General features: G+C 35.1%; 20 protein-coding genes. 11 read left to right on the top strand and 9 right to left on the bottom strand.

From position 1 onward, the window contains the following. Positions 1-16 precede the first annotated feature (16 nt). Positions 17-1,828, top strand: a complete 1,812-nt coding sequence (locus ES675_RS02010; RefSeq protein ID WP_066249362.1) for a sodium:solute symporter family protein — start codon at positions 17-19, stop codon at positions 1,826-1,828. 305 nt (positions 1,829-2,133) lie between these two features. On the opposite strand, the gene ES675_RS02005 is transcribed toward ES675_RS02010, so the two are convergent. The 7 genes from ES675_RS02005 to ES675_RS01975 all read right to left on the bottom strand — a co-directional run bounded on the left by ES675_RS02005 (position 2,134) and on the right by ES675_RS01975 (position 13,117). Then, entirely contained in the window at positions 2,134-2,427 is a 294-nt protein-coding gene (locus tag ES675_RS02005) for a F0F1 ATP synthase subunit epsilon (protein ID WP_066249364.1), read from the bottom strand. A gap of 77 nt (positions 2,428-2,504) precedes the next feature. Further along, a complete protein-coding gene (atpD, locus tag ES675_RS02000; RefSeq protein ID WP_066249369.1) occupies positions 2,505-4,013 on the bottom strand; it encodes a F0F1 ATP synthase subunit beta in 1,509 nt (502 codons plus the stop codon). Positions 4,014-4,183: 170 nt separating this feature from the next. Beyond that, positions 4,184-5,818: an SGNH/GDSL hydrolase family protein gene (locus tag ES675_RS01995; protein WP_066249375.1), complete on the bottom strand. Its 1,635-nt coding sequence runs from the start codon at positions 5,816-5,818 to the stop codon at positions 4,184-4,186. A 94-nt stretch (positions 5,819-5,912) separates the two neighbouring features. Then, positions 5,913-8,639 (bottom strand): TonB-dependent receptor, encoded by a 2,727-nt coding sequence (locus ES675_RS01990; protein ID WP_066249614.1) that lies wholly within the window; start codon positions 8,637-8,639, stop codon positions 5,913-5,915. Between the two features lie 156 nt (positions 8,640-8,795). Then, on the bottom strand, positions 8,796-10,643 hold the full coding sequence (glmS, locus tag ES675_RS01985; RefSeq protein ID WP_066249380.1) for a glutamine--fructose-6-phosphate transaminase (isomerizing): 1,848 nt from the start codon (positions 10,641-10,643) through the stop codon (positions 8,796-8,798). Positions 10,644-10,646: 3 nt separating this feature from the next. Next, positions 10,647-12,284, bottom strand: a complete 1,638-nt coding sequence (locus tag ES675_RS01980) for a DUF4270 domain-containing protein (RefSeq protein ID WP_066249386.1) — start codon at positions 12,282-12,284, stop codon at positions 10,647-10,649. Between the two features lie 23 nt (positions 12,285-12,307). Continuing rightward, complete coding sequence (locus tag ES675_RS01975) at positions 12,308-13,117, bottom strand: glycogen/starch synthase (RefSeq protein ID WP_066249617.1); 810 nt, start codon at positions 13,115-13,117, stop codon at positions 12,308-12,310. A 107-nt stretch (positions 13,118-13,224) separates the two neighbouring features. Here ES675_RS01975 and panC point away from each other — a divergent pair, with 107 nt between their 5' ends. The 10 genes from panC (at position 13,225) to ES675_RS01925 (ending at position 24,283) form a co-directional block, all read left to right on the top strand. Next, positions 13,225-14,073, top strand: coding sequence for a pantoate--beta-alanine ligase (gene panC / locus ES675_RS01970; RefSeq protein WP_066249389.1), 849 nt, complete (start codon positions 13,225-13,227; stop codon positions 14,071-14,073). 13 nt (positions 14,074-14,086) lie between these two features. Beyond that, positions 14,087-14,437: an aspartate 1-decarboxylase gene (panD, locus tag ES675_RS01965; protein ID WP_066249393.1), complete on the top strand. Its 351-nt coding sequence runs from the start codon at positions 14,087-14,089 to the stop codon at positions 14,435-14,437. Positions 14,438-14,440: 3 nt separating this feature from the next. Beyond that, a complete protein-coding gene (locus ES675_RS01960; RefSeq protein ID WP_066249396.1) occupies positions 14,441-15,418 on the top strand; it encodes a lysylphosphatidylglycerol synthase transmembrane domain-containing protein in 978 nt (325 codons plus the stop codon). Between the two features lie 173 nt (positions 15,419-15,591). Then, complete coding sequence (locus ES675_RS01955; RefSeq protein WP_066249399.1) at positions 15,592-16,740, top strand: alpha/beta hydrolase; 1,149 nt, start codon at positions 15,592-15,594, stop codon at positions 16,738-16,740. Positions 16,741-16,779: 39 nt separating this feature from the next. Continuing rightward, positions 16,780-18,141, top strand: a complete 1,362-nt coding sequence (gene radA / locus ES675_RS01950; RefSeq protein ID WP_066249404.1) for a DNA repair protein RadA — start codon at positions 16,780-16,782, stop codon at positions 18,139-18,141. A 125-nt stretch (positions 18,142-18,266) separates the two neighbouring features. Next, complete coding sequence (ileS, locus tag ES675_RS01945) at positions 18,267-21,671, top strand: isoleucine--tRNA ligase (protein WP_066249624.1); 3,405 nt, start codon at positions 18,267-18,269, stop codon at positions 21,669-21,671. A gap of 4 nt (positions 21,672-21,675) precedes the next feature. Next, a complete protein-coding gene (locus tag ES675_RS01940; protein WP_066249621.1) occupies positions 21,676-22,059 on the top strand; it encodes a TraR/DksA family transcriptional regulator in 384 nt (127 codons plus the stop codon). Positions 22,060-22,118: 59 nt separating this feature from the next. Beyond that, complete coding sequence (locus ES675_RS01935) at positions 22,119-22,742, top strand: DUF4097 family beta strand repeat-containing protein (RefSeq protein ID WP_066249408.1); 624 nt, start codon at positions 22,119-22,121, stop codon at positions 22,740-22,742. A 55-nt stretch (positions 22,743-22,797) separates the two neighbouring features. Beyond that, positions 22,798-23,412: a lipoprotein signal peptidase gene (locus ES675_RS01930; protein WP_066249413.1), complete on the top strand. Its 615-nt coding sequence runs from the start codon at positions 22,798-22,800 to the stop codon at positions 23,410-23,412. Positions 23,413-23,461: 49 nt separating this feature from the next. After that, a complete protein-coding gene (locus tag ES675_RS01925) occupies positions 23,462-24,283 on the top strand; it encodes a M23 family metallopeptidase (RefSeq protein WP_066249417.1) in 822 nt (273 codons plus the stop codon). On the opposite strand, the gene ES675_RS01920 is transcribed toward ES675_RS01925, so the two are convergent. Then, on the bottom strand, positions 24,280-24,843 hold the full coding sequence (locus tag ES675_RS01920) for a 5-formyltetrahydrofolate cyclo-ligase (protein ID WP_066249422.1): 564 nt from the start codon (positions 24,841-24,843) through the stop codon (positions 24,280-24,282). The two genes, ES675_RS01925 and ES675_RS01920, sit on opposite strands and share 4 nt — an antisense overlap. Beyond that, positions 24,830-25,828, bottom strand: coding sequence for a succinylglutamate desuccinylase/aspartoacylase family protein (locus ES675_RS01915; protein WP_066249426.1), 999 nt, complete (start codon positions 25,826-25,828; stop codon positions 24,830-24,832). The genes ES675_RS01920 and ES675_RS01915 overlap by 14 nt, the downstream gene beginning before the upstream one ends. Position 25,829: the final 1 nt, after the last annotated feature.

The raw sequence follows: 25,829 nt of genomic DNA, 5'->3' as shown, positions 1-25,829 counted from the left end.
AAAACGGTCACGATTTATGGTAGAATTATCTGTACTTGATGTCTCTTTAATTATTATATTTTTTGCAATTACGCTTTTTATAGGAATTTACGTTTCCAAACAATCTGGAAAATCTGCTTCCGAGTATTTTTTATCAGGACGAAATATGCCTTGGTGGCTTTTAGGGGTTTCTATGGTAGCAACTACGTTTTCTACTGATACGCCCAATTTAGTAACCGATATTGTGAGAACCAATGGGGTTTCTGGAAACTGGGTTTGGTGGGCTTTTCTGCTAACAGGGTTACTAACCGTATTTGTATATGCGAAGTTGTGGCGAAAGTCTGAAGTCAATACAGATATCGAGTTTTATGAATTGCGCTATGGTGGAAAACCAGCGCGTTTTTTACGAGCTTTTCGCGCTATTTATTTAGGAATTATCTTTAATATTTTAGCCATGTCGGCCGTAACCTTAGCAGCCATTAAAATTGGTGCTATTATGTTGGGCTTACAACCTTGGGAAACCGTTATATATGCTGGAACCATAACCGTTATTTTTAGTGCCTTGGGTGGTTTTAAAGGTGTTGTTTACACAGATTTTATTTTATTCTTTACGGCTATGGCTGGTGCTTTAGGTGCTGCCTATTATTTAGTTGGTTTACCTGAAGTAGGTGGATTGGAAGCCATGTTGCAGCATGAAAATGTAGCAGATAAATTAAATATCCTACCAGACTTTACGAATACTGAAGCGCTCATTACTTTATTGATTATTCCGTTAGCCGTACAATGGTGGAGCTCTTGGTATCCAGGAGCGGAACCTGGAGGTGGTGGTTACATTGCCCAACGTATGTTGGCGGCAAAAAATGAAAATCATGCCATTGGAGCAACCTTCTTTTTTAATATTATGCATTATGCTTTACGTCCTTGGCCTTGGATTATTGTGGCCTTGGCATCATTGGTTGTCTTTCCGGATATAGCGAGTATTCAGGAAGCATTCCCTTTGGTAGCAGAGGATAAATTAGGTCACGATTTAGCCTATTCGGCTATGCTTACCAAGTTGCCAAGTGGTTTATTAGGTTTGGTATTAGCATCGTTGGTTGCTGCTTATATGAGTACGATTTCGACACACTTGAATTGGGGTGCATCCTATATAGTAAACGATTATTACAAACAGCAAATTAATCCAGATGCTTCTGAAAAACAATTGGTGTCTGTAGGTCGAATTGCGACCATTGTTTTAATGGTTTGCAGTGCGTTATTAGCATTGGTCCTAACAAATGCTTTACAACTATTTGATATTATTTTAATGTTTGGAGCTGGAACTGGTTTGATTTTTATTTTACGGTGGTTTTGGTGGCGCATAAATGCATGGAGCGAAATTTCGGCTATGTTTGTATCCGGATTTGTTTCTATTATCTTGAATTTTACAGATTTCGGAACCTATTGTTTTGGTGATGATGCACTCATGCCAGGATGGGCAAAATTCCCCATGATTGTTTTAGTAACGACTATCGTATGGGTTGCGGTAACATTCTTAACGCAAGCAGAAAGCAAAACAGTATTACAGAAATTTTATAAGAAAATTCAACCAGGAGGTCCAGGTTGGAATAAAGTGGTTCATGAAGCACGTGCTGATAATGTGGAACTAGTGGATACGAAAGAAGGGTGGAGTGTACCATCAGGCATTTTAGCTATGTTAGTGGGCTGTGCCATGATTTACAGTGTCATGTTTGCAACAGGGTATTTTATTTATGGTGATTATCTCCATGCCCTTTTGCTAACAGGAGCAGCAATCATTTTCGGATTTATTCTTATGAAACTTTGGAAGAAGATTAAAGTGAATGTTTTATAACTAATAATCTCTTTTGCTAGCGTTAGATCATAATACACGAAACTTGCTAAATTATGCTTATGCATTGCTGGTTAGGTAAGCCATGGATACTCCATGGATACTCCATGGATACTCCATAGTTAGTATATGGGTGAAAATACTATTTGTTCGTGGGTTGTAAGTTGTCCTTTTTTAAATAAACAACAGGTCTGCTTGATACTTAATAAACAAGTGGAACTCATTTAAGTGTAAAAATAATTTTAAACCAAAAAAAAGACCTTACATAACGTAAGGTCTTTTTGAATATATCTTTAATTATTTAGCTGTTAATCTGCTAAAATAATCACTTTATTATCTTTCATTTCAAGTGTTCCAGAATTGATTACAACTGTCAATACCTTCTTGTCATCGTTATGTGGAATAATAGAACCGTGCAACTCATCAAAAACCAAATGGCTTTGGGAGTGCGTATTAATTCTAATCGTGCCTTCAGTTAAAACAGATACAATAGGCGCGTGATTGTTTAACAATTGGAATTCACCATCAACACCAGGTGCTATAACAGAATCCACTTCCGAACTAAATAACGTTGCCTCTGGCGATACAATTTCTAAATACATATTTTATAAGTATTCAGTATTCAGGATTCAGCAATCAGTTGCTACTGCAAACTGCTACTGCAAACTGCATACTAGATTTAAGCTTCCGCTAACATTTTCTCACCAGACTCAATAGCTTCTTCAATTGTTCCTTTAAGGTTAAAGGCTGCTTCTGGAAGGTGATCTAATTCCCCATCCATAATCATATTAAATCCTTTAATTGTTTCCTTAATATCAACTAAAACACCTTTAAGTCCAGTAAATTGTTCAGCTACGTGGAAAGGTTGTGATAAGAAACGTTGTACACGTCTTGCTCTACCAACAGCCATTTTATCTTCTTCAGATAATTCTTCCATACCAAGAATGGCAATAATATCTTGTAATTCTTTATAACGTTGTAATAGCTCTTTTACGCGTTGTGCACAATCATAATGCTCATCACCTAAAATATCAGCTGTAAGAATACGTGATGTAGAATCCAATGGATCCACAGCAGGATAAATACCTAATTCGGCAATTTTACGAGACAATACAGTTGTTGCATCTAAATGCGCAAAGGTTGTAGCAGGCGCAGGATCCGTTAAATCATCCGCAGGTACATAAACCGCTTGTACAGATGTAATAGAACCTCTTTTTGTTGATGTAATACGTTCTTGCATAGCACCCATTTCAGTTGCTAAAGTTGGTTGGTAACCTACAGCAGAAGGCATACGTCCTAGTAATGCAGATACTTCAGAACCCGCTTGCGTAAAACGGAAAATATTATCTACGAAGAAAAGTACATCTTTACCTTGGCTTTCTCCAGCACCATCACGGAAATATTCTGCAATAGTTAAACCAGATAATGCAACACGTGCTCGTGCTCCAGGAGGCTCATTCATTTGTCCGAAAACGAAAGTTGCTTTCGATTCTTTCATGGCAGTTTTATCAACTTTAGATAAATCCCATCCGCCATTTTCCATAGAATGCATAAAATCATCACCATAACGGATAATTCCTGACTCTAACATTTCACGAAGTAAATCATTTCCTTCACGTGTTCTTTCACCAACACCTGCAAATACAGAAAGTCCACCGTGTCCTTTTGCAATATTGTTAATCAACTCTTGAATTAATACCGTTTTACCTACACCAGCACCACCAAATAAACCAATTTTACCACCTTTTGCATAAGGCTCAATTAAATCGATTACTTTAATACCTGTAAATAAAACTTCAGTCGAGGTTGATAAATCTTCAAATTTTGGTGCTTGTCTGTGAATTGGTAAACCAGCAGCTCCCGCTTTTGGTAAATTACCAATACCATCAATAGCATCACCAATTACGTTAAAAAGACGTCCGTAAACATCTTCACCAATAGGCATTTGAATTGGTGCACCTGTTGCAACAACTTCGGTTCCTCTACTTAAACCATCTGAAGAGTCCATCGCGATAGTACGAACGGTATCTTCACCAATGTGAGATTGTACTTCTAATACTAATAGCGATCCATCAGCTTTTTTAATTTCTAAAGAATCGTAAATTTTTGGAAGTTCAGAACCAGCTCCGAATTCAACATCAATAACTGGACCTACAATTTGTGCAACTTTACCTGTAACTTTTGACATTACTTATGTGTTTAATATTATGCAATTTAATTCACTGAAAACACCTACTGTTTTCGCGCTGCAAATATATGGGTTTTAATTTAAAAACCATATTAAAAATTTCGGCTTTTTTTGACATTAAAAAAGCCCTCTATTTGAGGGCTTTTTTAATTCTATAAAAACAACTGTTTTTAACGTAAACTTGGTGGGTAATTGGTTGGTAAAGTTCCTGGATCAATAAAGTTTCCAGACGCTTCAAAATTACTACCATAGGTAGCATCAATAGCTTTCATCATTTCGTTTGCTATAATAGCGTAACCTCTAGCTGTTAAATGCACACCATCTAAACTTACTAAACCGCCTCTAACTAAAGCTGTATTGTAAATATAGTTCCCGGAAGGATATCCAGTTGTAGAAGCCTGTTCTAAAATGCCTTTGAAGTCCACAAGTGCCAAACCATTATCAGATGCTATAGTTTGAATGGAAGCATTGTATGCATCTGTAGCCGCCGTAATAGCTGCTTGCTCACTAGGAATTAGTACCCATTTGTCAGCTAATGGCAATGTAACACCTTCTACAGAAAATTGACCTGCTACAGCAGCTGATAAGCCTTGGCCTATTAAAAAACCAGCATAAGCTTGATTGACTTTACCTATAATACTACTGCTTGGTAGCACAAATAAATCAGCTGGAGTTGCTTGTCTTGATTGACCATATGTTTGACCTAATAAACCAGCTACTAGCGGCGCAGCTGCTGGTGGTAAACCAAATTGTGCAATAAATGCAGGGAATGTCGGGCTTGCCAGTAATTGCGTAGTTATTATAGACGAAATATCTGTAAGCGTTTCATCTTTAAGTACTACAGGGCTTGGCTCTGTAGCAGAAAAAACAATAGCGCGACTTGGGTCTACTGCGTTAAAAATTGGATTTAAAGCACCAAACACATTATTTAATGTTGGAACTTGAGCAGCAAAATCAGCATTTTCTGAAGGGTCTAATGGGTTATAAGGAACCGTTGTAAAATGAGCTAAAGTTGCTATATAAGGTACATTTGTTACAACACCTTTAGCATTGTTAGTCCCAATTAAAGCATTTACAGCTGCAGTAAAAGAACCTGAAAATACATTCGGGTCTGTGATATCATTAAGACCGTAAGTAGATGGATCGAAATTTCCCGTTTGGTCTACACCTGTTCCTCCAGAGATAGCATAACTTAAAACATCATTACCACCTATTTCTGATAAGCTAAAAAACGTTGGAGCTTGTCCTGCAGCATCACCAAGCACTGTTGCCATTGGATTAGAAGCCATTCTCCCAAAATAAGGGTTAGCAAAACCATATCCAGCTACACCCAAATGAAAACTTTTTAAACCAGGAATACCATAGTTATTAAATGATCCTGAAAGTACATTTGTTGCTTCTGTTGTTGGTGTTGCATTTAAAACGCTTGGACCTGCTCCATCAAAAAACAATCGTGGTCTATATTGGCCATTTGGATCAAGAACACCATTAAATAATAAGCCACCGATGTTATCAGCCATTAATGGTTGTGTAAATGAACCGCCTCCTGCTAAAGCAAATTTTTGCGATAGCAAATTTGGAAATGAATTGTTCTGGGCCGCAGCAAATAAGGCATTGTCTGTAAAACCTGCAGAAAATGAAGCACCTACAGCTATGTATTTAGAAAAGTCGGCATTACCAGTTACTAAAGCTGGTTTTGGTGCCTCCATATCGGATGATGCATCATCATCACTACTACAAGCAGATAGCGTTATGGTTGCTGCTAGTAGACAAATATATTTGAAATCTCGTGTTATCTTTTTCATGAGTTTGTTTTTATTGTTTTTTAAATGTCACATGCTGTTCGCTTTTAATTATTCCCTTGGGTGATAATCTATATAGCGTGCTCGTTTCATAATTTTATAAGTTGTTAATTACTATGGAGGCATAATACATAGACCCTATGTTACCCGTACCAATGGCGGTGTAATATTCGTCACCTAATAAATTGGTAGCACCTACTTTAATTACAGATTTAAATTTAGGAATGGTATAGCTTAACTGCGCATCTACTGTATGGAATGATGGAATATCACCATCGCCAAATGTTGCTTGCCAGAAGTAAGAATCACTCCATCTCCATGCTAAATTAAATCCTAAATTCTTAATAACATTCGTGTTTCCAAAAGACATTTTCACCTTGTGTTCTGGTGTGTTAAAACTTGTTCTGAAATCTGGATATTTAGTTTGGTCAAACTCTTGTTTTGTAAACGTATAGTTTGCGCTTAAATCATAATTTCCGAAAACTTTGGTTGATACACCAATGGCAGCTCCATAAGATTCGATGTTAGCATCCGAGTTTGTATACGTCTGATACGCTTCGAAATCTCCGTTTTGCAATGCTAATAATGATAGCGCGTTGTCTCCAACTGTTCCATATAAAGGAACAACTACTGTTTCATTTGAAATAAAATCTGAATACGAGTTAAAATAAACACTAGCATCAATAACTAAACGTTTCACTTTACCACGGTATCCAACTTCAATAGATGTAACTTGTTCTGGCTTCACAATATCTACATCTGAAGCAACAGGTGCACCATTTTGTACGGAGTTTAATGTAAATGAGTTTTCATAAGCATCTCGTCCCGTAACAACAGCTGATGAACCTTGACCTAATAATTGTCCACTTGCAGTTATTGGGTATGTTCTAACGTCACGATCTAAATTAGATTCAGCTGAACCAACTAAAACAGCACGACCAGCATCTAAACCAATAAATAAATCTTGTGTTGACGGATTTCTAAATCCTGTTTGGAAAGATCCTCTAATATTATGGTCTTCGTTTACTGTAAAACCAGCAGAGATTCTTGGAGATAAGAAGCCTTCAAATAATTCTGATTTATCATAACGTAATGATCCTGTTAATTTCAACTTTAAACTTTCGTTTAAGTCTAATTGTTTTTGGATTTGCGTGTAAACACCAAATTCAGAGTACTGAATTGGGCCATCAAAATCCGTGTATATGGTTCCAGAAGAATTTAAGTCGTATTGTCTGAATGAACCACCAACTTGAATTTCAGCAAAATCAACCAAATGACTAAAGTTATAGTTAGCATCTGAATGGTAATACTTAGATGCATCTTGAAAACGCGAACCTACGGTTAAATCCGGGTTAGAAATTACTCTAGCAAAAGCATTTTTAAAGGCTTGTGTTCCTGGTAATAAGCGTCCATTATCAGCTGTAGCTCTAGCGGCTTGATGCGCTTGTGCTTCAGAAGCACCACCTAAAGTGGCTCCTGCAAAGGTGTTAATATAGTCTCCAAACCAATCTTCGTCACTTTTCCATTGACGGTTAATGTTGATACCTGTAAATACCATATCGTAAGAATCACCTGCTTTATCAGCTACCACATAACCTCTTACAAAGAAATTATCATTTCTAACTTCTATTTTATGTTGTTGTTGTGTAAAGTTATCAATGTTATAACGGTTTGTTCCTTGATAGAGGGTAGAACCTGTACCAATTTTACCAACATAAGCAATTTCAAAATCGCTGGCCCATGGTCTGTAGTATAAACCCCAGTCAGCTTTAATACTTTCGGCATTGTAATCTGTTAATTCGCGCTCTTCATATCCCGTTCTACTTACTACAACATTTGGAATGATACCTAAACCACCAGAAGCAGCTCTAATGTTTGTAGAAACTTCATCACCATATATATTGTAACCGTCATAATCAACATCTGCTCTTGTAGCACCTGACCCAGGTTTTCCTGCATAATTATTGGCTACCCAGTCGGTTCCGCTTAACCAACCAAAGTTAACTTTGGCAGCAAATTTATCTGAAAATTTATGAGCCATACGAATACCAACATCTGTATAGCTATTGTCACCACCTGCATCTTGAGAAGTGATTCCTTGTTTTACATAACCACTAATACCAGTATGGTCAAATGGATTTTTACTACGCATAAATAAAATACCATTAAACGCGTTAGCACCATAAAGTGCCGAAGCTGCTCCAGGTAATAATTCCACACTTAATACATCGGTTTCAGTCATACCCACTAAATTTCCAATTGGGAAGTTTAAAGCCGGTGTGGAATTATCCATTCCATCTACTAACTGCATAAATCGGGTATTTGAGAAGGCAGCAAAACCTCTTGTGTTAATAGACTTGAAGGTTAAACTGTTTGTGTTAACATCAACACCTTTTAAGTTTTCTAAACCACCATAAAAATCGGCAGAGGCCGTGTTTTTAATTTCTTTCAATCCGAAACGTTCAACCGTTACTGGCGACTCGAAAATACGCTCTGGTGTTCTAGAAGCTGAAATAACGACTTCGTCTAAAGCGGTTCCTTCTGAAAGAACTAGTTTAATGGAATCGCTACTGGAAGCTACTTCTATTGAAGCAGATTCGAATCCAACACTACTTGCTTGAATTGTAAATGGTGGAATTTGGGATACTGTAAGGGTAAAAGCACCATCAAAATCGGTAATTGTACCGGTTGCGGTTCCTACTACTATAACATTTGCGCCCGGAATTGGTTGTTCACTTCCATCCACAACTGTTCCTGAAATTGTTGTTTGTGCAAAGGTTATGGCACAGGAAAACAACAATAAAATTGAAAGAATTGATCTCATTTTTTCGTTTAAGTTAGTTATTATAGTAGCAATATAGATAATTATAATAAAACTTAACAAAAAATTCCAAAATTTTATGCAAGCATAGTAAAAAATAGTTGTTATGATGTCATGCTAACTAAATATACCTGAATGAGATACTCTTAAAATATGGGTTTATTCAACAGTTACAGACTTCGCTAAATTTCTAGGTTGATCCACGTTTCTCCCAAGCATTACGGCTATATGGTAAGATAATAACTGCAATGGTATTGTTGTTAATAATGGGGATAGACATTCTAATGTTTCAGGCACTTCAATAACATGATCGGCCAATTGTTTCACATTGGTATCACCTTCCGTTACGATGCCTATAATTTTTCCTTTTCTAGCTCTAATTTCTTCAATGTTACTAACTACTTTCTCATAATGCCCTTTTTTAGTCGCAATAACGACAATTGGCATTTGTTCATCAATTAAAGCAATTGGCCCATGTTTCATTTCGGCGGCAGGGTAGCCCTCTGCATGGATGTATGATATTTCTTTAAGTTTTAAAGCGCCTTCTAAAGCTACAGGGAAATTATAACCTCTTCCTAAATATAGACAGTTTTTAGCATTTTTATAAATGTCTGCAACGGTTTTAATATGTTCGTCAGATTGCAATGCTTTGGCTACTTTCTCCGGGATTAGTTCTAATTCTTGAAGGTGGTAATGGAAATCTGATTTAGAAATTGTTCCTTTATTTTTTGCCAACTTTAAGGCAATTAACGTTAGTAACGTAATTTGTGTTGTAAATGCTTTTGTAGATGCCACACCAATTTCGGGTCCAGCATGCGTATAAGCGCCAGCATGTGTTTCTCTAGCAATAGAAGAGCCCACAACGTTACAAACGCCAAAAACAAATGCACCATGTGATTTGGCTAATTTAATAGCTGCAAGTGTGTCAGCAGTTTCACCAGATTGTGAAATGGCAATAACCACATCTTGATCGGTAATAACTGGATTTCGATATCTGAACTCCGAAGCATATTCTACTTCAACAGGAATTCGTGCTAAATCTTCAAAAATATATTCAGCTACTAATCCTGCGTGCCATGATGTACCACAGGCTACAATAATAATACGATTTGCATTTAAAAAACGCTCAAGATTATCATCAATTCCAGCCATTCTGATAATGCCTTCATTAACTAATAAGCGTCCTCTATAAGTATCTCTAATAGCATTTGGTTGTTCAAATATTTCTTTAAGCATGAAATGTGGATAACCACCTTTTTCAATTTGCTCTAAATTCATTTGTAATTCTTGAACATAAGGAACTACTAATGAATCATCTTTAATTTTTCTAACTTTTATACCTTTACCTAAACGAATGATGGCCATTTCTTCATCTTCTAAATACACAGCATTCTTTGTATATTCTAAAAATGGTGAAGCATCACTAGCTATAAAAAATTCATCTTCGCCAATACCAACTGCTAATGGACTTCCAAGTCTTGCAATAACAATTTCGTCTGGTTTATTTTTATCAAAAACAGCAATGGCATATGCACCAATAACCTGGTTTAATGCAATTTGAACTGCTTTCCCTAGTTTTACATTTTCTTTCTTTTTTACGTCTTCAATAAGATTGATTAATACTTCCGTATCGGTATCCGATTGAAAGGTATAACCTCTAGATGTTAATTCTTTGCGAAGTGAATCGTAGTTTTCAATAATACCGTTATGAATAATAACTAACTCACCAGAGTTGGAGTAGTGTGGATGTGCATTAACATCATTAGGAACACCATGTGTTGCCCAACGTGTATGGCCAATGGCTATATTACCGTTTGTAGTAATTTCTGTGGCGGCTAGCTTTTCTAAATCAGCTACCTTGCCTTTTGTTTTGCATACCTTTAAGTCGGTACCATCAAAAAGGGCAACACCGGCACTGTCATAACCTCTATATTCTAAACGTTTCAGTCCTTGAATTACAATTGGATAGGCTTCACGATGGCCTATATATCCTACAATACCACACATAATTTAGTTGTTATTTGGTTCGGTGTAAAAAATTTCGAATTTGACTTTTTTAGTGTCTGGAACGCTTGGATTACTACCATGTAAAACAGTTCCTCTTGGCGATAAAACAGAGCCATTTGTTACTTTTTCATCTGGCACATTAAGCACACTAGCATTTTGGGTTAAATTTATATTTGTTGTTACAAAAATACCCAATTTTAAATTCGTTGAATCACGCAATAGTATATTATTGATATGTTCTGTTAATCTAAATTTATATTTTAAGCCTTTATTATTACCGTCTCGTTTTAATTTTTCGGAATAATTAACCCTTGAAAATAGCGGGTTTGTTGTGCTAACCGTTGGATCTAAAAAATAATCAATAATCGGTGTATTATTCTTTAGGTCGTAAATTATAACGCGATCTGGTTCTTGACCTGAATTGTTAACTTCATTTTGGTTGACATAAACAACAAGATTGGCTTCATTAATTAACCATTTCCCTTTTTTTCCTTTAAAATAGTCTAAAGCAGGAACACTAACGCCTTCATCATCTTCCACGTTACCAGAAAATAAATCAATGACAGCATAACTTCCTTCACCACCTTTTAAAAATACATTTGTATCACCATTATCTAAATCAGTGCTGGATGTTGCTGAATTTATAATGTTTTTTACCGTATCGGAATTTTCAATCGTATTTAAACGATTTCCAGAAAAATTCATTGTTATTTTACGCTCATCACGACTTTCTATAGGGTCTCCTGCCTCATCAAAACCTGTAGTGATGGTTGAGCTATAATTTACGACAATTGATCCTTGAGAAAAATCAAGCATTGCCATATTTCCTTCACCTCCAGAAAGGTCTTCCACTTTAAAGTATAAACCTCTAAAATAGTTTTTAAAATTATTGGCATTACTTAATTCTGTTTGAGAACCTGGATTTGCAGAGTTAAAGAAAAATAAATTATCCCAAAATTCGTTCGTATTTGCCAAACCAACATTTAGAGAAGGAGAACTTCTACTAACCTCTTCTTCTTCATTAGTCTCTTCATTGTATTCAGTAACTAAAGTAGGCGCGTTACTCGGTATAAACGTGTCATCTTCAAAAAATAATTCACCTTGATAATTATCAAAATTTATAGTTTCATTGGCATTAGAATAGAATTTTTGAGGTTCTGTTAAATCTGTTCCTGGATCAAAATCTCTTAAAAAATAAGTGTTTTGGTAAATTGATAATTTATACGTGTCATTTGAGCCAAACATAGAATCTAAAACATACGTGTTATTGCCACCTGAATCGGCCCCATCAACTTTTGAATAATAAGGAATGGTTAAAAGAACAGATTCCACTTTTGGATCTTCACCAAAATTAAATTCGAAATTAGATGGTACAACTTGAGTTACGATATTGGCTGTTGTTCTGCCATAAATTTTATCGAAATAAATACCTAATAAATTAGATGACAAACTGTTAGTTTGAACAGGTTCTAGTTTTTTGTCATACATAATAGAAGGGAAAACTTTTCCGGCTGTGGTAAAGTCTTTAATGCCTTCAATTTCACTTTCAATCGTAGAGAAATCTTTCTCGCAAGCGACAACTGTTAGTAATAGACAACCAACGGCTGCTATTGTTTGATACAGGTTTATTGTTTTTTTCATAGTAAATATTTAGCGCAAATAATTTAGCTTAATACCTCTGTATTATAAAATTCAGCATAGGCTTCACTAAACTCATCTTTGGGCTTGTAATCTAAAACAGGTTTTTTAGAATCTTTTAAATGTTTTGTTAAATCTTCAGGAAGGTCTTCCGATCCAATAATTAATGCATCTGAATAATCAATTGCAACCTTCATAACGTTATTATACGTTGGATCTTTAAGTGTTTTAATAGCATCTTCATTGATGTTATCAAATTTTATTTTGTTAAACATGTCCTTGTTTAACGAACCATCAAAGCTTTGATTGTATACAGACGTCACTATTTTACTTTCGTTAAATAAGGGTTCGTCTTTGTAATATTCTTTTAAATATAGTGGCAATAAAGAAGCCAGCCAGCCATGAACATGAATAATATCTGGTGCCCAGTTTAATTTTTTTACGGTTTCAATTACCCCTTTGGCAAAGAAAATAGCACGCTCATCATTATCTGGAAATAAATTTCCTTCCTCATCAGTTAGTGTGGCTTTACGCTTAAAGTATTCGTCATTATCTATAAAATAGACTTGAATACGCTCTTTAGGGATAGAAGCAACTTTGATAATGAGTGGCATATCCAAATCATTAATAACTAAATTGATTCCAGAAAGTCTTATAACTTCGTGTAACTGATGTCTGCGTTCATTAATATTACCGTATCGTGGCATGAAAATTCTAATTTGTCCACCCAATTGATTCACCATTCGCGGTGTTTCAAATGACATGGATGAAATTTCAGTTTCTGGTAAATACGGAACTACTTCAGATGATACATATAATATCCTCTTATCTTTCATAATATTAAATAGCTTTTGAAGTTCAAAATAAAAAACACGCAAAATTACAAAATTTTATGCTAATTGCCCGTAAAATATTAAGTTTGCACGCGTTAAATTTTTATTAAGTGATTGTTTTTACAGAAAAGAAGCAAATTGAAAAACATTTGCAAGGTCTAAAAGACCAGCAGTTTAGTATTGGTTTTGTACCAACCATGGGTGCATTACACCAAGGGCATTTGTCGTTGGTGTCAGAGGCACTTCAGCAAAATAACTGTGTTGTGGTTAGCATTTTTGTGAATCCTACGCAGTTTGATAATGCAACCGATTTAAATAATTATCCACGAACATTAACACGCGACACCGAACTTTTAGAAACAGTTTCAAGCCAAATTATAATATACGCACCAGACGTTTCTGATATTTATGAAGCAGAAACCAAAGCGGAACATTTTAGTTTTGATGGTTTGGAGTTTGAAATGGAAGGGCGTTTTCGTGATGGCCATTTTGACGGTGTTGGTACCATTGTTAAACGTTTATTTGAAATAGTTAAACCGGATCATGCCTATTTCGGACAAAAAGATTTTCAGCAGTTGGCTATTATCAAAAAATTGGTTGAAAAGCATCAAATTCCAGTTACCATTCATGGTTGTCCAATTCAAAGAGGAACGGATGGTTTGGCATTAAGCTCCAGGAACGAACGCTTAAAACCAGATTATAAAATAGCGGCACCTTTTATATACAAAACGCTAAAAGATGCCAAAAAACAGTTTGGCACAAAAAGTGCTAAATATGTAACAGAATGGGTTGAAAACGCGTTTAGTAATCATGACTTATTACAATTAGAATATTTTATAATTGCTGACGAAGAAACGCTGAAACCTGTTTCAAAAAAATCAGAAACCAAATCGTATAGAGCGTTTATAGCGGTCTATGCAGACGATATTAGACTAATTGATAATATCGCATTAAATTAATTATCTTTGCCACATGCAAATTCAAGTCGTAAAATCTAAAATTCACCGCGTAAAATGTACAGGTGCCGAACTTCATTATATTGGTAGCATTACCATTGATGAAGATTTAATGGAGGCTGCCAATATTATTCAAGGTGAAAAAGTACAAATTGTGAATAACAATAATGGCGAACGTTTAGAAACCTATTGTATTCCTGGGCCACGAAATAGTGGTGAAATCACGCTTAATGGTGCAGCAGCACGTAAAGTATCTCCAGGTGATATTTTAATTCTAATTACCTACGCTTTTATGGATATTGAAGAAGCTAAAGTGTTTAAGCCATCTTTAGTTTTCCCTAATGAAGACAATAATTTATTGAAATAAATAGTGAACCCTACACTAAAGAAATATCTTAAAATTATACTCCCAATTCTGTTGGGAGTTTTTTTAATAGGGTATTCTTTATCTAAAGTACCGTTGTCCGAATTGTTAACATATTTTAAAAATGCCAACTACTTTTATATAGCACTGGGTATGTTTTTCGGGCTTCTAAGTCACTTATCACGATCCTATCGTTGGTTATTTCAATTAGAACCTATGGGTTACAAAGTGCGGTTTGCTAATAGTTTTATGGCTGTTTTTTCGGCTTATCTTATCAATTACACCATTCCTCGTGCAGGTGAAGTTGCCAGAGCCTCCATCCTAACCACCTACGAAGGTGTTCCATTTGAAAAAGGTTTTGGTTCTATTGTAGCGGAGCGTTTTGCAGATTTAATCATGCTATTAATTATCATTGGGATTACGTTATTGTTGCAATTCGATTATATCGCATCCTTTTTTATGGAGCGTTTCAACCCTAAAAACTTACTTATTTATCTTCTAATGGCTATTTTCCTTTTAGGGATTTTTATTTTTTATATCCGAAAAAGTAAAGCTGGTTTCGGATTGAAAATAAAAAACTTTATAAAAGGGCTAGCAGAAGGCGCGTTGAGTATTTTTAAAATGGAAAAAAAATGGGCGTTTTTATTCCATACCGTTTTCATTTGGACTATGTATGTCCTTATGTTTTATACGACCACATTTTCTGTTCAAGCTTTAAGTGGAATAACGCTAGGCGCTATTTTAATTGGGTTTATTTCTGCCACATTCAGTATTGCGGCTACTAATGGTGGTATTGGTTCGTATCCTATTGCTATTTATGCGGCATTTTCCATTTTTGCTATTCCCGAAGCGCCAAGTATTGCTTTTGGTTGGATTATTTGGACCTCGCAAACTTTACTCATCATTTTATTTGGTGGCTTATCATTATTATACTTGCCCATCTTCAATAGAAACAAGGTGCCACACCAAATAGATTCCAAGTAATAGGTCATTATATTTTCTTTTTAATCGGATTAATTATTTAGGCTTATTTTCATAACTTGCCCTAAATATTTTATTGCTTTATTATGTAACGAGCATGCTAAAAGTTTTATCACCTATGGTGAAAATTAATAGCGAACAGCATGTGACAATTAAAAAATAATAAAAATAAACACATGAAAAAACTAGCCTTCCTATTTGTTCTTTTTTTTAGTATTTCAACTATACAGTCTCAAGTCATTTATCATCCGCTTCAATCTTCCAAATTAGGAGAAACCCGCGAAATTAAAGTGCAATTGCCACGTGGTTATGATGCAAATACCGATAAGTACTATCCGGTTATTGTGGTATTGGATGGCGATTATATGTTTGAAGCCGTAGCTGGAAATGTAGACTATTATTCCTATTGGGAAGATATGCCAGAAAGTATTGTGGTTGGTGTAAATCAGGTAAATACGCGTTCTGCTGATGTTCTGTATTCGGAACAAAACTCATTGCCAATTGAAACAGGTGCTGCGTTCTATGAATTTCTAGGTATGGAATTGCTGTCGTATATAAATGATACGTATCGAACCGTTAATTTTCGGGTGATTATTGGTCATGATCGTACGGCCAATTTCATGAATTACTTTCTATTAAAAGGGCAACCATTATTTCAAGCTTATATTTCTATTAGCCCAGATTTAGCACCAGATATGCAAGCCTATTTAACGGAGAAACTACCAAAAATTGAAAATAAAATATTTTATTATTTAGCAACTTCCGCTAATGATATTGCGAAACTAAAAGAAAGCACAGATGCCTTAAACACCGCTATTTCAGGAGTAGAAAATAAAAACTTCTTATATTCTTTTGATTCGTTTGATAAAGCATCACACTACGCATTACCAGCACATGCTATTCCAAATGCTTTGGAAGATATTTTCTTTGTATTCCAACCTATCAGCAAAACAGAATATAGGGATACCATTCTTAAGTTAGAGGGATCACCAGTCACATATTTAACAGAGAAATATCAAACCATTCAGGATTTATTTGATATTGATAAGCCTATTTTAATAAACGATTTTAATGCTATTGAAGCAGCTATCAACAAATCTGAAAAATTTGAATATTTCGAAGAATTAGGAAAGATAGCCCGTAAAGAATATCCAGACACGCTTTTAGGAAATTATTATATAGCCCGTTTTTATGAAGAAACAGGCGAGCCGAAGCGCGCTATGAAAGCCTATCAAACAGCATTCGTTTTGCAAGAAATTGGCGGCATAACGAAAGATGAAATGTTACGTCGTGCAGATGCTATTAAAGCGGATTTCGGGTATTAAACGCAATAGAAAATATTCCGATTTTTATAGGAAATAAATATGGCTAAAGTAAAAACAACATTTTTTTGTCAGAATTGTGGTTCACAATACAGCAAATGGCAAGGGCAATGTACGGCTTGTAAGGAGTGGAATACCATTGCGGAAGAAGTTCTTCAGAAACCTGAAAAAAGTAATTGGAAAACACCAACATCTACAAATAAAAAGCGCGTTTCAAAACCGTTATTAATTAATGAGATTGATGCATCGCAAGAAGCACGTATGCAAACAGGCGATGCCGAATTTAACCGCGTTCTAGGTGGTGGCATTGTGCCAGGATCATTAACGCTTTTAGGTGGTGAACCCGGAATTGGAAAAAGCACTTTATTACTACAAATAGCTTTAAAATTACCTTATAAAACACTGTATATTTCAGGTGAAGAAAGCCAGAAACAAATAAAAATGCGTGCCGAACGTATTAATCCAAGCAGTAATAATTGTTACATTCTAACCGAAACAAAAACGCAAAATATCTTTAAGCAAATTGAAGAGCTAGAACCCGATATTGTGGTGGTAGATTCTATTCAAACGTTGCATAGTGATTATATTGAATCCTCGTCCGGAAGTATCTCGCAAATTAAGGAATGTACAACAGAACTGATAAAATTTGCTAAAGAAACCGCCACGCCTGTGGTTTTAATTGGTCATATTACCAAAGACGGAAATATTGCCGGTCCAAAAATTTTGGAACACATGGTGGATACGGTTTTACAATTTGAAGGTGATCGGAATCATGTTTTTCGCATTCTACGGGCTAATAAAAATAGATTTGGTTCTACCAACGAACTAGGTATTTATGAAATGCAAGGGTCTGGTTTACGTGAAGTTTCAAACCCTTCGGAAATTCTTATTTCTAAAAAGGACGAAGATTTATCAGGTAATGCTATTTCCGCAACCTTGGAAGGTATGCGTCCACTTATGATTGAAGTTCAGGCTTTGGTTAGTACAGCGGTTTATGGAACGCCACAACGAAGTGCAACAGGCTTTAATGCCAAACGATTAAATATGTTATTAGCAGTTTTAGAAAAACGAGCTGGTTTTCGTTTAGGTGCTAAAGATGTGTTTTTAAACATTACAGGCGGTATAACTGTAGATGATCCAGCTATCGATTTAGCGGTTGTTGCCGCTATATTATCTTCCAATGAGGATGTGTCTTTGCCAAGAGATTATTGTTTTGCTGCCGAAGTTGGATTGTCTGGAGAAATCCGACCAGTTCAACGTGTGGAACAGCGAATTCTAGAAGCTGAAAAATTAGGATTTTCAACCATATTTGTGTCTAAATACAATAAAATTTCCTTAAAAAATACGGCAATAAAAATTCAATTGATTTCTAAAATTGAAGATTTGGTTGGGTTTATTGTTTAATTAAATACCTAATATATCTATACTGAACGTTAAGTCTCATTTTAAAATAGGGATTTCACCACTTTTTCAATGTCTATTTTCCTAAAAATCATTAATTTCGCAGGTCGAAACGAATGAACGAAATTATGAGTAATAAATTCCCTGAATACAAAGGACTTGACTTGCCAAAAGTAGCAGATGATATCCTTGATTATTGGAAACAACATAACGTATTTGAAAAAAGTGTCACAACCCGTGAAGGTGCTGAACCGTTTGTGTTTTTTGAAGGACCACCTTCAGCAAACGGATTGCCTGGTGTACACCACGTTTTAGCACGTGCTATTAAAGATATTTTCCCACGTTATAAAACCATGAAAGGCTATCAAGTTAAACGTAAAGCTGGATGGGATACACATGGTTTACCTATTGAGTTGGGTGTTGAAAAGGAATTAGGCATTACCAAAGAAGATATTGGTAAAACCATTTCAGTGGAAGACTACAATGCAGCTTGCCGTAAAGCGGTTATGCGTTATACAGACGTTTGGAACGACCTGACTGAAAAAATGGGCTACTGGGTAGATATGGACAATCCGTATGTTACCTACGACCCAAAATACATGGAATCGGTTTGGTGGTTATTAAAAGAAATTTATAATAAAAGCTTAATTTATAAAGGCTATACCATTCAGCCATACTCTCCAAAAGCAGGAACAGGATTGAGCTCGCATGAGTTAAACCAACCAGGGACTTATCAAGATGTTACAGATACAACGGTTGTAGCACAGTTTAAAGCAAATGAAAATTCATTGCCAGATTTCTTAAAGAATGAAGGCGATATTTACTTTCTAGCTTGGACAACGACACCTTGGACCTTACCAAGTAATACAGCTTTAACGGTTGGACCAAAAATTGATTATGTGTTAGTTGAAACCTATAACCAATATACGTTTGAACCTATAAATGTTGTGTTGGCAAAACCACTGGTTAACAATCAATTTGATGGGAGATTTAAACATGTTGAAACTAAACCGGAATTATTAGACTATAAATCTGGTGATAAGAAAATACCATATTTCGTAGTTAAAGAATTTAAAGGTACCGATTTGGTAGGTATTACCTATGAACAATTATTACCATATGCCTTACCAAATGATAATCCTGAAAATGCATTCCGTATTATTTCGGGTGATTTTGTAACTACTGAAGATGGAACCGGAATTGTGCATACTGCACCAACCTTTGGAGCAGATGATGCCTTGGTAGCTAAACAAGCCACACCAGAAATTCCACCATTGTTAGTAAAAGATGAAAATGGAAATTTAGTGCCATTGGTTAATTTGCAAGGTAAATTCCGTCCAGAAATGGGCGAATATGCTGGTAAATATGTAAAAAACGAATACTATGCTGATGGTGAAGCACCAGAACGTTCTATAGATGTGGAACTAGCCATTAAATTAAAAGAAGAAAATAAAGCCTTTAAGGTTGAGAAATACAAGCACAGTTATCCAAATTGCTGGCGAACTGATAAACCAATTCTATACTATCCATTAGATTCTTGGTTTATAAAAGTTACCGATGTTAAGGACAGAATGTTTGAATTGAACGAAACCATAAACTGGAAACCAAAATCTACTGGAACTGGTCGTTTTGGAAATTGGTTAGCCAATGCGAACGATTGGAATTTATCCCGTTCCCGCTATTGGGGAATTCCATTACCAATTTGGCGTACAGAAGATGGGAAAGAAGAAATTTGTATTGGTTCGGTTGAAGAATTAAAAGCTGAAATGGCAAAAGCTGTTGAAGCTGGTGTGCTTTCAAAAGATATTTTTGAAGATTTTGAAATCGGAAATAATTCGGATGAAAACTATGCGAAAATCGATTTGCATAAAAATATTGTTGATGACATTGTTTTGGTGTCACCATCAGGAGAACCTATGAATCGTGAGTCAGATTTAATTGATGTTTGGTTCGATTCGGGCTCCATGCCCTATGCACAATGGCATTACCCATTTGAGAATAAAGAAAAAATTGATAATAACGAATCCTTTCCTGCTGATTTTATAGCTGAAGGTGTCGATCAAACCAGAGGTTGGTTTTATACGCTTCACGCAATTGGCACCATGGTGTTCGATTCGGTTGCTTATAAAAATGTCGTTTCTAACGGACTCGTTTTAGATAAAAATGGTCAGAAAATGTCCAAACGTTTAGGTAATGCAGCTGATCCGTTTGAAACCTTATCAACTTACGGAGCAGATGCCACACGTTGGTATATGATTGCGAACGCCAATCCGTGGGATAATTTAAAATTCGATTTAGAAGGCATTGAAGAGGTGAAACGTAAATTCTTCGGAACACTTTACAACACCTATTCGTTTTTTAGTTTATATACTAATTTAGATAAATTCACGTACGAAGAAGCTGAAATTCCATTAGAAGAGCGTCCAGAATTAGACCGCTGGATTCTTTCGGAATTACATACACTCATTCAAAAAGTAGATACATTTTACGAAGAATATGAGCCAACAAGAGCGGCTCGTGCTATTTCCGATTTCACACAAGATTACGTGAGTAATTGGTATGTACGTTTAAGTAGAAGACGCTTTTGGAAAGGCGATTACCAAACTGATAAAATATCTGCCTACCAAACGCTTTATACCTGTATGGTGACTATTGCTAAATTAGCAGCACCAATTGCACCATTCTTTATGGATAGGCTGTATATGGATTTAAATGCGGTGACTAATAAAGAAACCTTTGAAAGTGTGCATTTAGCTGACTTTCCAAAATTTGATGCGCGTTTCGTTGATAAATCTTTAGAGCGAAAAATGGAAGCTGCTCAAACCATTTCATCTTTAGTGTTGTCCTTACGTGCTAAAGAAAAAATTAAGGTGCGTCAGCCCTTGCAGAAAATTATGATTCCTGTGGATAATGAACAACAAAAGGAAGAAATTCTAGCTGTTGCAGATCTTATCAAACATGAAGTAAACATTAAAGAAATTGAGATTTTAGAAGATGCTTCTGAAATTTTGGTGAAGCAAATCAAACCCAATTTCAAAACATTAGGGCCTCGTTTTGGAAAAGACATGAAGTTGATAGCGAATACCATACAGCAGTTTGATGCAAATCATATTAAAATAATCGAGCAAAAGGGTGAAATTGATGTTGAAATTAACGGAAAAAGCATTACTTTAGAACGCGCAGATGTGGAAATTACCTCACAAGATATTGAAGGTTGGTTAGTAGCAAATGAAGGTGCCTTAACCGTTGCTTTAGATGTAACAATTTCTGAAGAATTACGTTATGAAGGTATAGCACGTGAGCTTGTTAACCGCATTCAAAATTTACGGAAAGATTCAGGTTTTGAAGTAACAGATAGAATTAGTGTTTCTATTCAAAAGCATGATGAAATTTTAGAGGCAGTTGCTGAAAATTTAGCGTATATTAAAGCAGAAACCTTAACCGAAACTTTAGAATTAAAAGATAAAATTGAAGATGGTATAGAAATTGCGTTTGATGCAATTACAACCAGATTGTCCATTAATAAACATTAAGAATATGGGAGAAGATATGAATGTTAGATATTCAGATAAAGATTTAGCTGAATTCAAAACGATTATACAAGAGAAAATAGAAAAAGCAACACATGATTTGGAGCTTATAAAAAGTGCTTATATGAACGATTTAAATAATGGAACCGATGATACATCGCCAACATTTAAAGCATTTGAGGAAGGAAGCGAAACCATGAGTAAGGAAGCGAATGCACAATTAGCTATTCGTCAAGAAAAATTTATTCGCGATTTAAAAAACGCATTAATTCGTATTGAGAATAAAACCTATGGTGTATGTCGCGTAACCAATAAATTAATAGCCAAAGAGCGTTTAAAATTGGTGCCTCATGCTACGTTGAGTATTGAAGCAAAAAATATGCAACAATAAAATTCACTTGTTTAAATAATAATAAACGCTTCAATCTCTATTGGAGCGTTTTTAGTTTTATGAAAATCGTATCCACAATCCTTTTGGTAATTTTGCTTTCTGCACCTGTATTTAGTCAAAAAGGGATGCAACGGATTATAGATGCCTCTGAAATTTCAACAATTGATGTTGCAGGAAATACCATTTTTAAAATAAAAATATCTGCAAAACCAGTACAAGTTATCACAATGAGCCTGCAGGTTGAAGGTGAGAATAATGAACAAATTGTATTGCAAACGCGACATGAAAATCAAACCCTTTTTATTGGAAGCGCATACCAACCTTTATTTGTGAAACCAGATGATAAATTGGCTGCTCATAAAAAAATATCTATTGAGCTAACATTAGAAATCCCTGAAAATTTAACGGTCATTATTACAAGTGATATTGCGTCTGTTGTCGTTATTGGTAATTATAAGTTTCTAATTGCTGAATTATTAAATGGTCATTTTTCAGCCCATAAATATTCGGGTGATTTACAAGTGGATACCTTGCATGGAAATATAGAATTGGAAACACGTTCGGGGAAATTAGATTTAAACACGAAGAAAGGAACTATTGTACAAGATAAAATGCCTTTAGGAACAAATCAAATATCATTGAATTCCATAAACGGAAATATTAGCGTAACAAAAACCCAATAATAGTGCTATTTTTGTGCTTCAATTTCAAAATAGTTTTTCAGAACTAGAAAATATGATGTCTTTAAAAAAATCCATTCTTTTTATAATTCTCATTTTACTGATAGATCAAGTGAGTAAAATATACATAAAAACCCATTTTGTTTTAGGTGAAGATATACCTGTTTTTAGTTGGTTTAAAATTTATTTCATTGAAAATGATGGCATGGCTTGGGGTACCAAGATTAGTGATTTTGTCAGCTTTATATCAGACAGAACAGCAAAAATTTCTTTAACTTTATTCAGGATAGTGGCTATTTTTGGAATTGGTTATTGGTTGTATGATGCTACAAAAAAGCAGCAGTCACAAATACTGATTTGGGCTGTAGCGCTTATTTTTGCGGGTGCCATGGGGAATATAATCGATTCCGTATTTTACGGTGTATTATTCGGTGATAGTTATGGCCAAGTAGCCAGCTTTATGCCTGCTTCTGGTGGCTATGATAGCCTTTTGCATGGTAAAGTAGTAGACATGTTGTATTTTCCTTTATGGAAAGGGTATTTACCAGATTGGTTACCTTTTTATGGTGGTGAATATTTCACCTTCTTTGAACCCGTTTTTAATGTAGCTGATATGGCTATTAGTACAGGATTTGGGTTGCTAATTGTTTTTAATAAACGCGCGTTTGCTTAATTGGGTTTATTTGATAATGTATAAAAAAATCTATTCAAAAACTTGAAACATGAATTTAGTAAAAATTAGTTTTTTGATCTGGTCATGTCTTATTTCAGCATGTTTATATGCGCAGTTAGATGTGACGTCACGCTATGAAAACATAGAAAACGGTTATGAATTTTATGTTGATAACAATGAACCCATTCCAGTGTCAATTCAAGTTAGTTTTAAATTAAAAAATTTAAAATCTTCTGAAGGGAATGATAAAATATTCCTGCTCCCTGCAAACACTACAAACATTAAGCTAACAACCTTAACACAAATTAAAAAAGGAAAATATGGTGTTAGTGGAAGTACGACCTATAATTATGGTGACCATAATTTAAAGGATTACGAAATAGAATATGCATACGCTTTGCCCTTCAATAAAGGTGAAGCTTATATGCTTTCTCAAGGATATAATGGCAAATCATCTCATGCTAATGAGAATGCTTTAGATTTTTCCATGCCAATTGGTACTCCAATTCTTGCTGCTCGCGGTGGTTTGGTTATAGAGGTTGTAGATAAATTTAGTAAAAATTGTACAACGCGGGATTGCAAGGATTTTAATAATAAAATTATTGTTTACCATGACGATGGTACTTTTGCCGAATACACACATATAAAACGGAAAGGCGCTAAAGTAAAGAAAGGTGATGTTGTTGAAAAAAACCAGTTTATTGCTGAAAGTGGAAATGTAGGTTGGTCTACAGGACCACATTTGCATTTCGTTGTCTTTATTCAAACCTTAAAAGGCAGAAAAACACTGGAAACAAAATTCAAAATTAGTGAAGATCGTCCTATTCAATTTCTAACAGAAAAAACAGAATATGAACGGTTATATGACTAAAATTGATATGTTTTAGTTGGCGTGACACAAAAATCCAAAGGCACATCGTTTTCAAAAATGCCTTCAATCTGGTTTTCGGCTTCAAAAAAAGAAAGACCTATTTTAATCGTTTCTGGTTTACAATCTTTCAGAAAACCATCATAAAAACCTTTTCCGTAACCTACACGATGACCTTGCTTGTCAAATGCTAATAACGGAATAAATACCACATCTATAACATTTGAAGCTATAGGAATACCATCAATAGGTTCTGGAATACTGTAGGCGTTTTTTTTAATGATTGTAGCATCTGTCAATAAAAAATGCGTCAATTTAGTGGTTTGAAAATTACTTTTTGATATGATTGTATGTTTGTCTTTTCCCGAAAGAATACTTAAAATATAATCCGTGTTAATTTCTTTTAGTTCGGTAATGGACAGAAAAATATGGTAGTATAAATTCTCCCAAATTGGCATTTCTAAAAGGTTGTTTGCAATTTGAAGACTTAAATCGTCAATCGTTTCTGTTGAAAGTGCTTGCCGTTTTTGTTTGTATATTTTTCGTAATTCAGATTTCGTCATTTTCAACCTGTTTAAGATGATGCTGCTTTAAACGTGCTGTAATATGAAATAAGGCATCACCTTGATAAACCAATGGCGATTCATTCACATTAATAATATATCCCGAACTATTAGCCCGTACAAAGTGATTAAACTTTCCGTAAGGATCGGTAATGTTCCCAAGAATATCATCTTTTTTTACTTTGGTTCCCGTAGCAACTGAAGCTTTGAACATGCCTGAATAATTGGCTCGTTGCCATTTACTGGCCATAATAAACACCGGTTTTTGTTTGGGCTCGGTTACTTTAAATTTAGAACCCAACATGCCCAAACTATGTAAAACACGTTTGGCACCATTTACGCCTGTATTGGTTATATTTATATCTATATGATGCGATTTTCCGCCTTCAAATAATAACGTAGCAATTCCAGCTTTATAAGCCGTTTCTCTAAATGATTTTTTTAAATTTTTGGAATATAAAATAAAGGGTGCGCCAAAGGTTTTAGCTAAAGCATCTAGTCTGGTGCTGTTTTTAGCAATACGTACTTGCGGTGCATTAAAACGACCAGCACCTCCCGTGTGAAAATCAAGTACATAATCAGCTTGATTTAACACTTCATTTACTAGTTTATAAGCAACTCTACTGGCTAAAGATCCATTTTTTAAACCAGGAAAAACCCGATTTAAATCGCGACCATCAGGAAACTCCCGACTTAAATTTATAAAGCCAAAAATATTTATAATAGGAATGCAAATAATCGTTCCACATTTCGGTTTGTTGATGCCTTTTGCAATGAGTTGACGCACAATTTCAATACCATTTAACTCGTCACCATGAATACCCGCAGTAAGTAAAACCGTAGGGCCAGGTTTTTTGGCACGCTCTATAATTATAGGAACATCAATAGATGATGCTGTGTGCAGTTTAGCCACATCAAAATTAAGCTCATAGCTTTTGCCTGGCTCAATATTTTCACCTAAAATGGTTATGATTTTTTGCGACATA

The sequence above is a fragment of the Algorimicrobium algoritergicola genome (assembly GCF_008086165.1).
In the GTDB taxonomy this organism is placed as follows: Bacteria; Bacteroidota; Bacteroidia; order Flavobacteriales; family Flavobacteriaceae; genus Algorimicrobium; species Algorimicrobium algoritergicola.
This window is presented reverse-complemented; position numbering and strand designations above follow the sequence as displayed.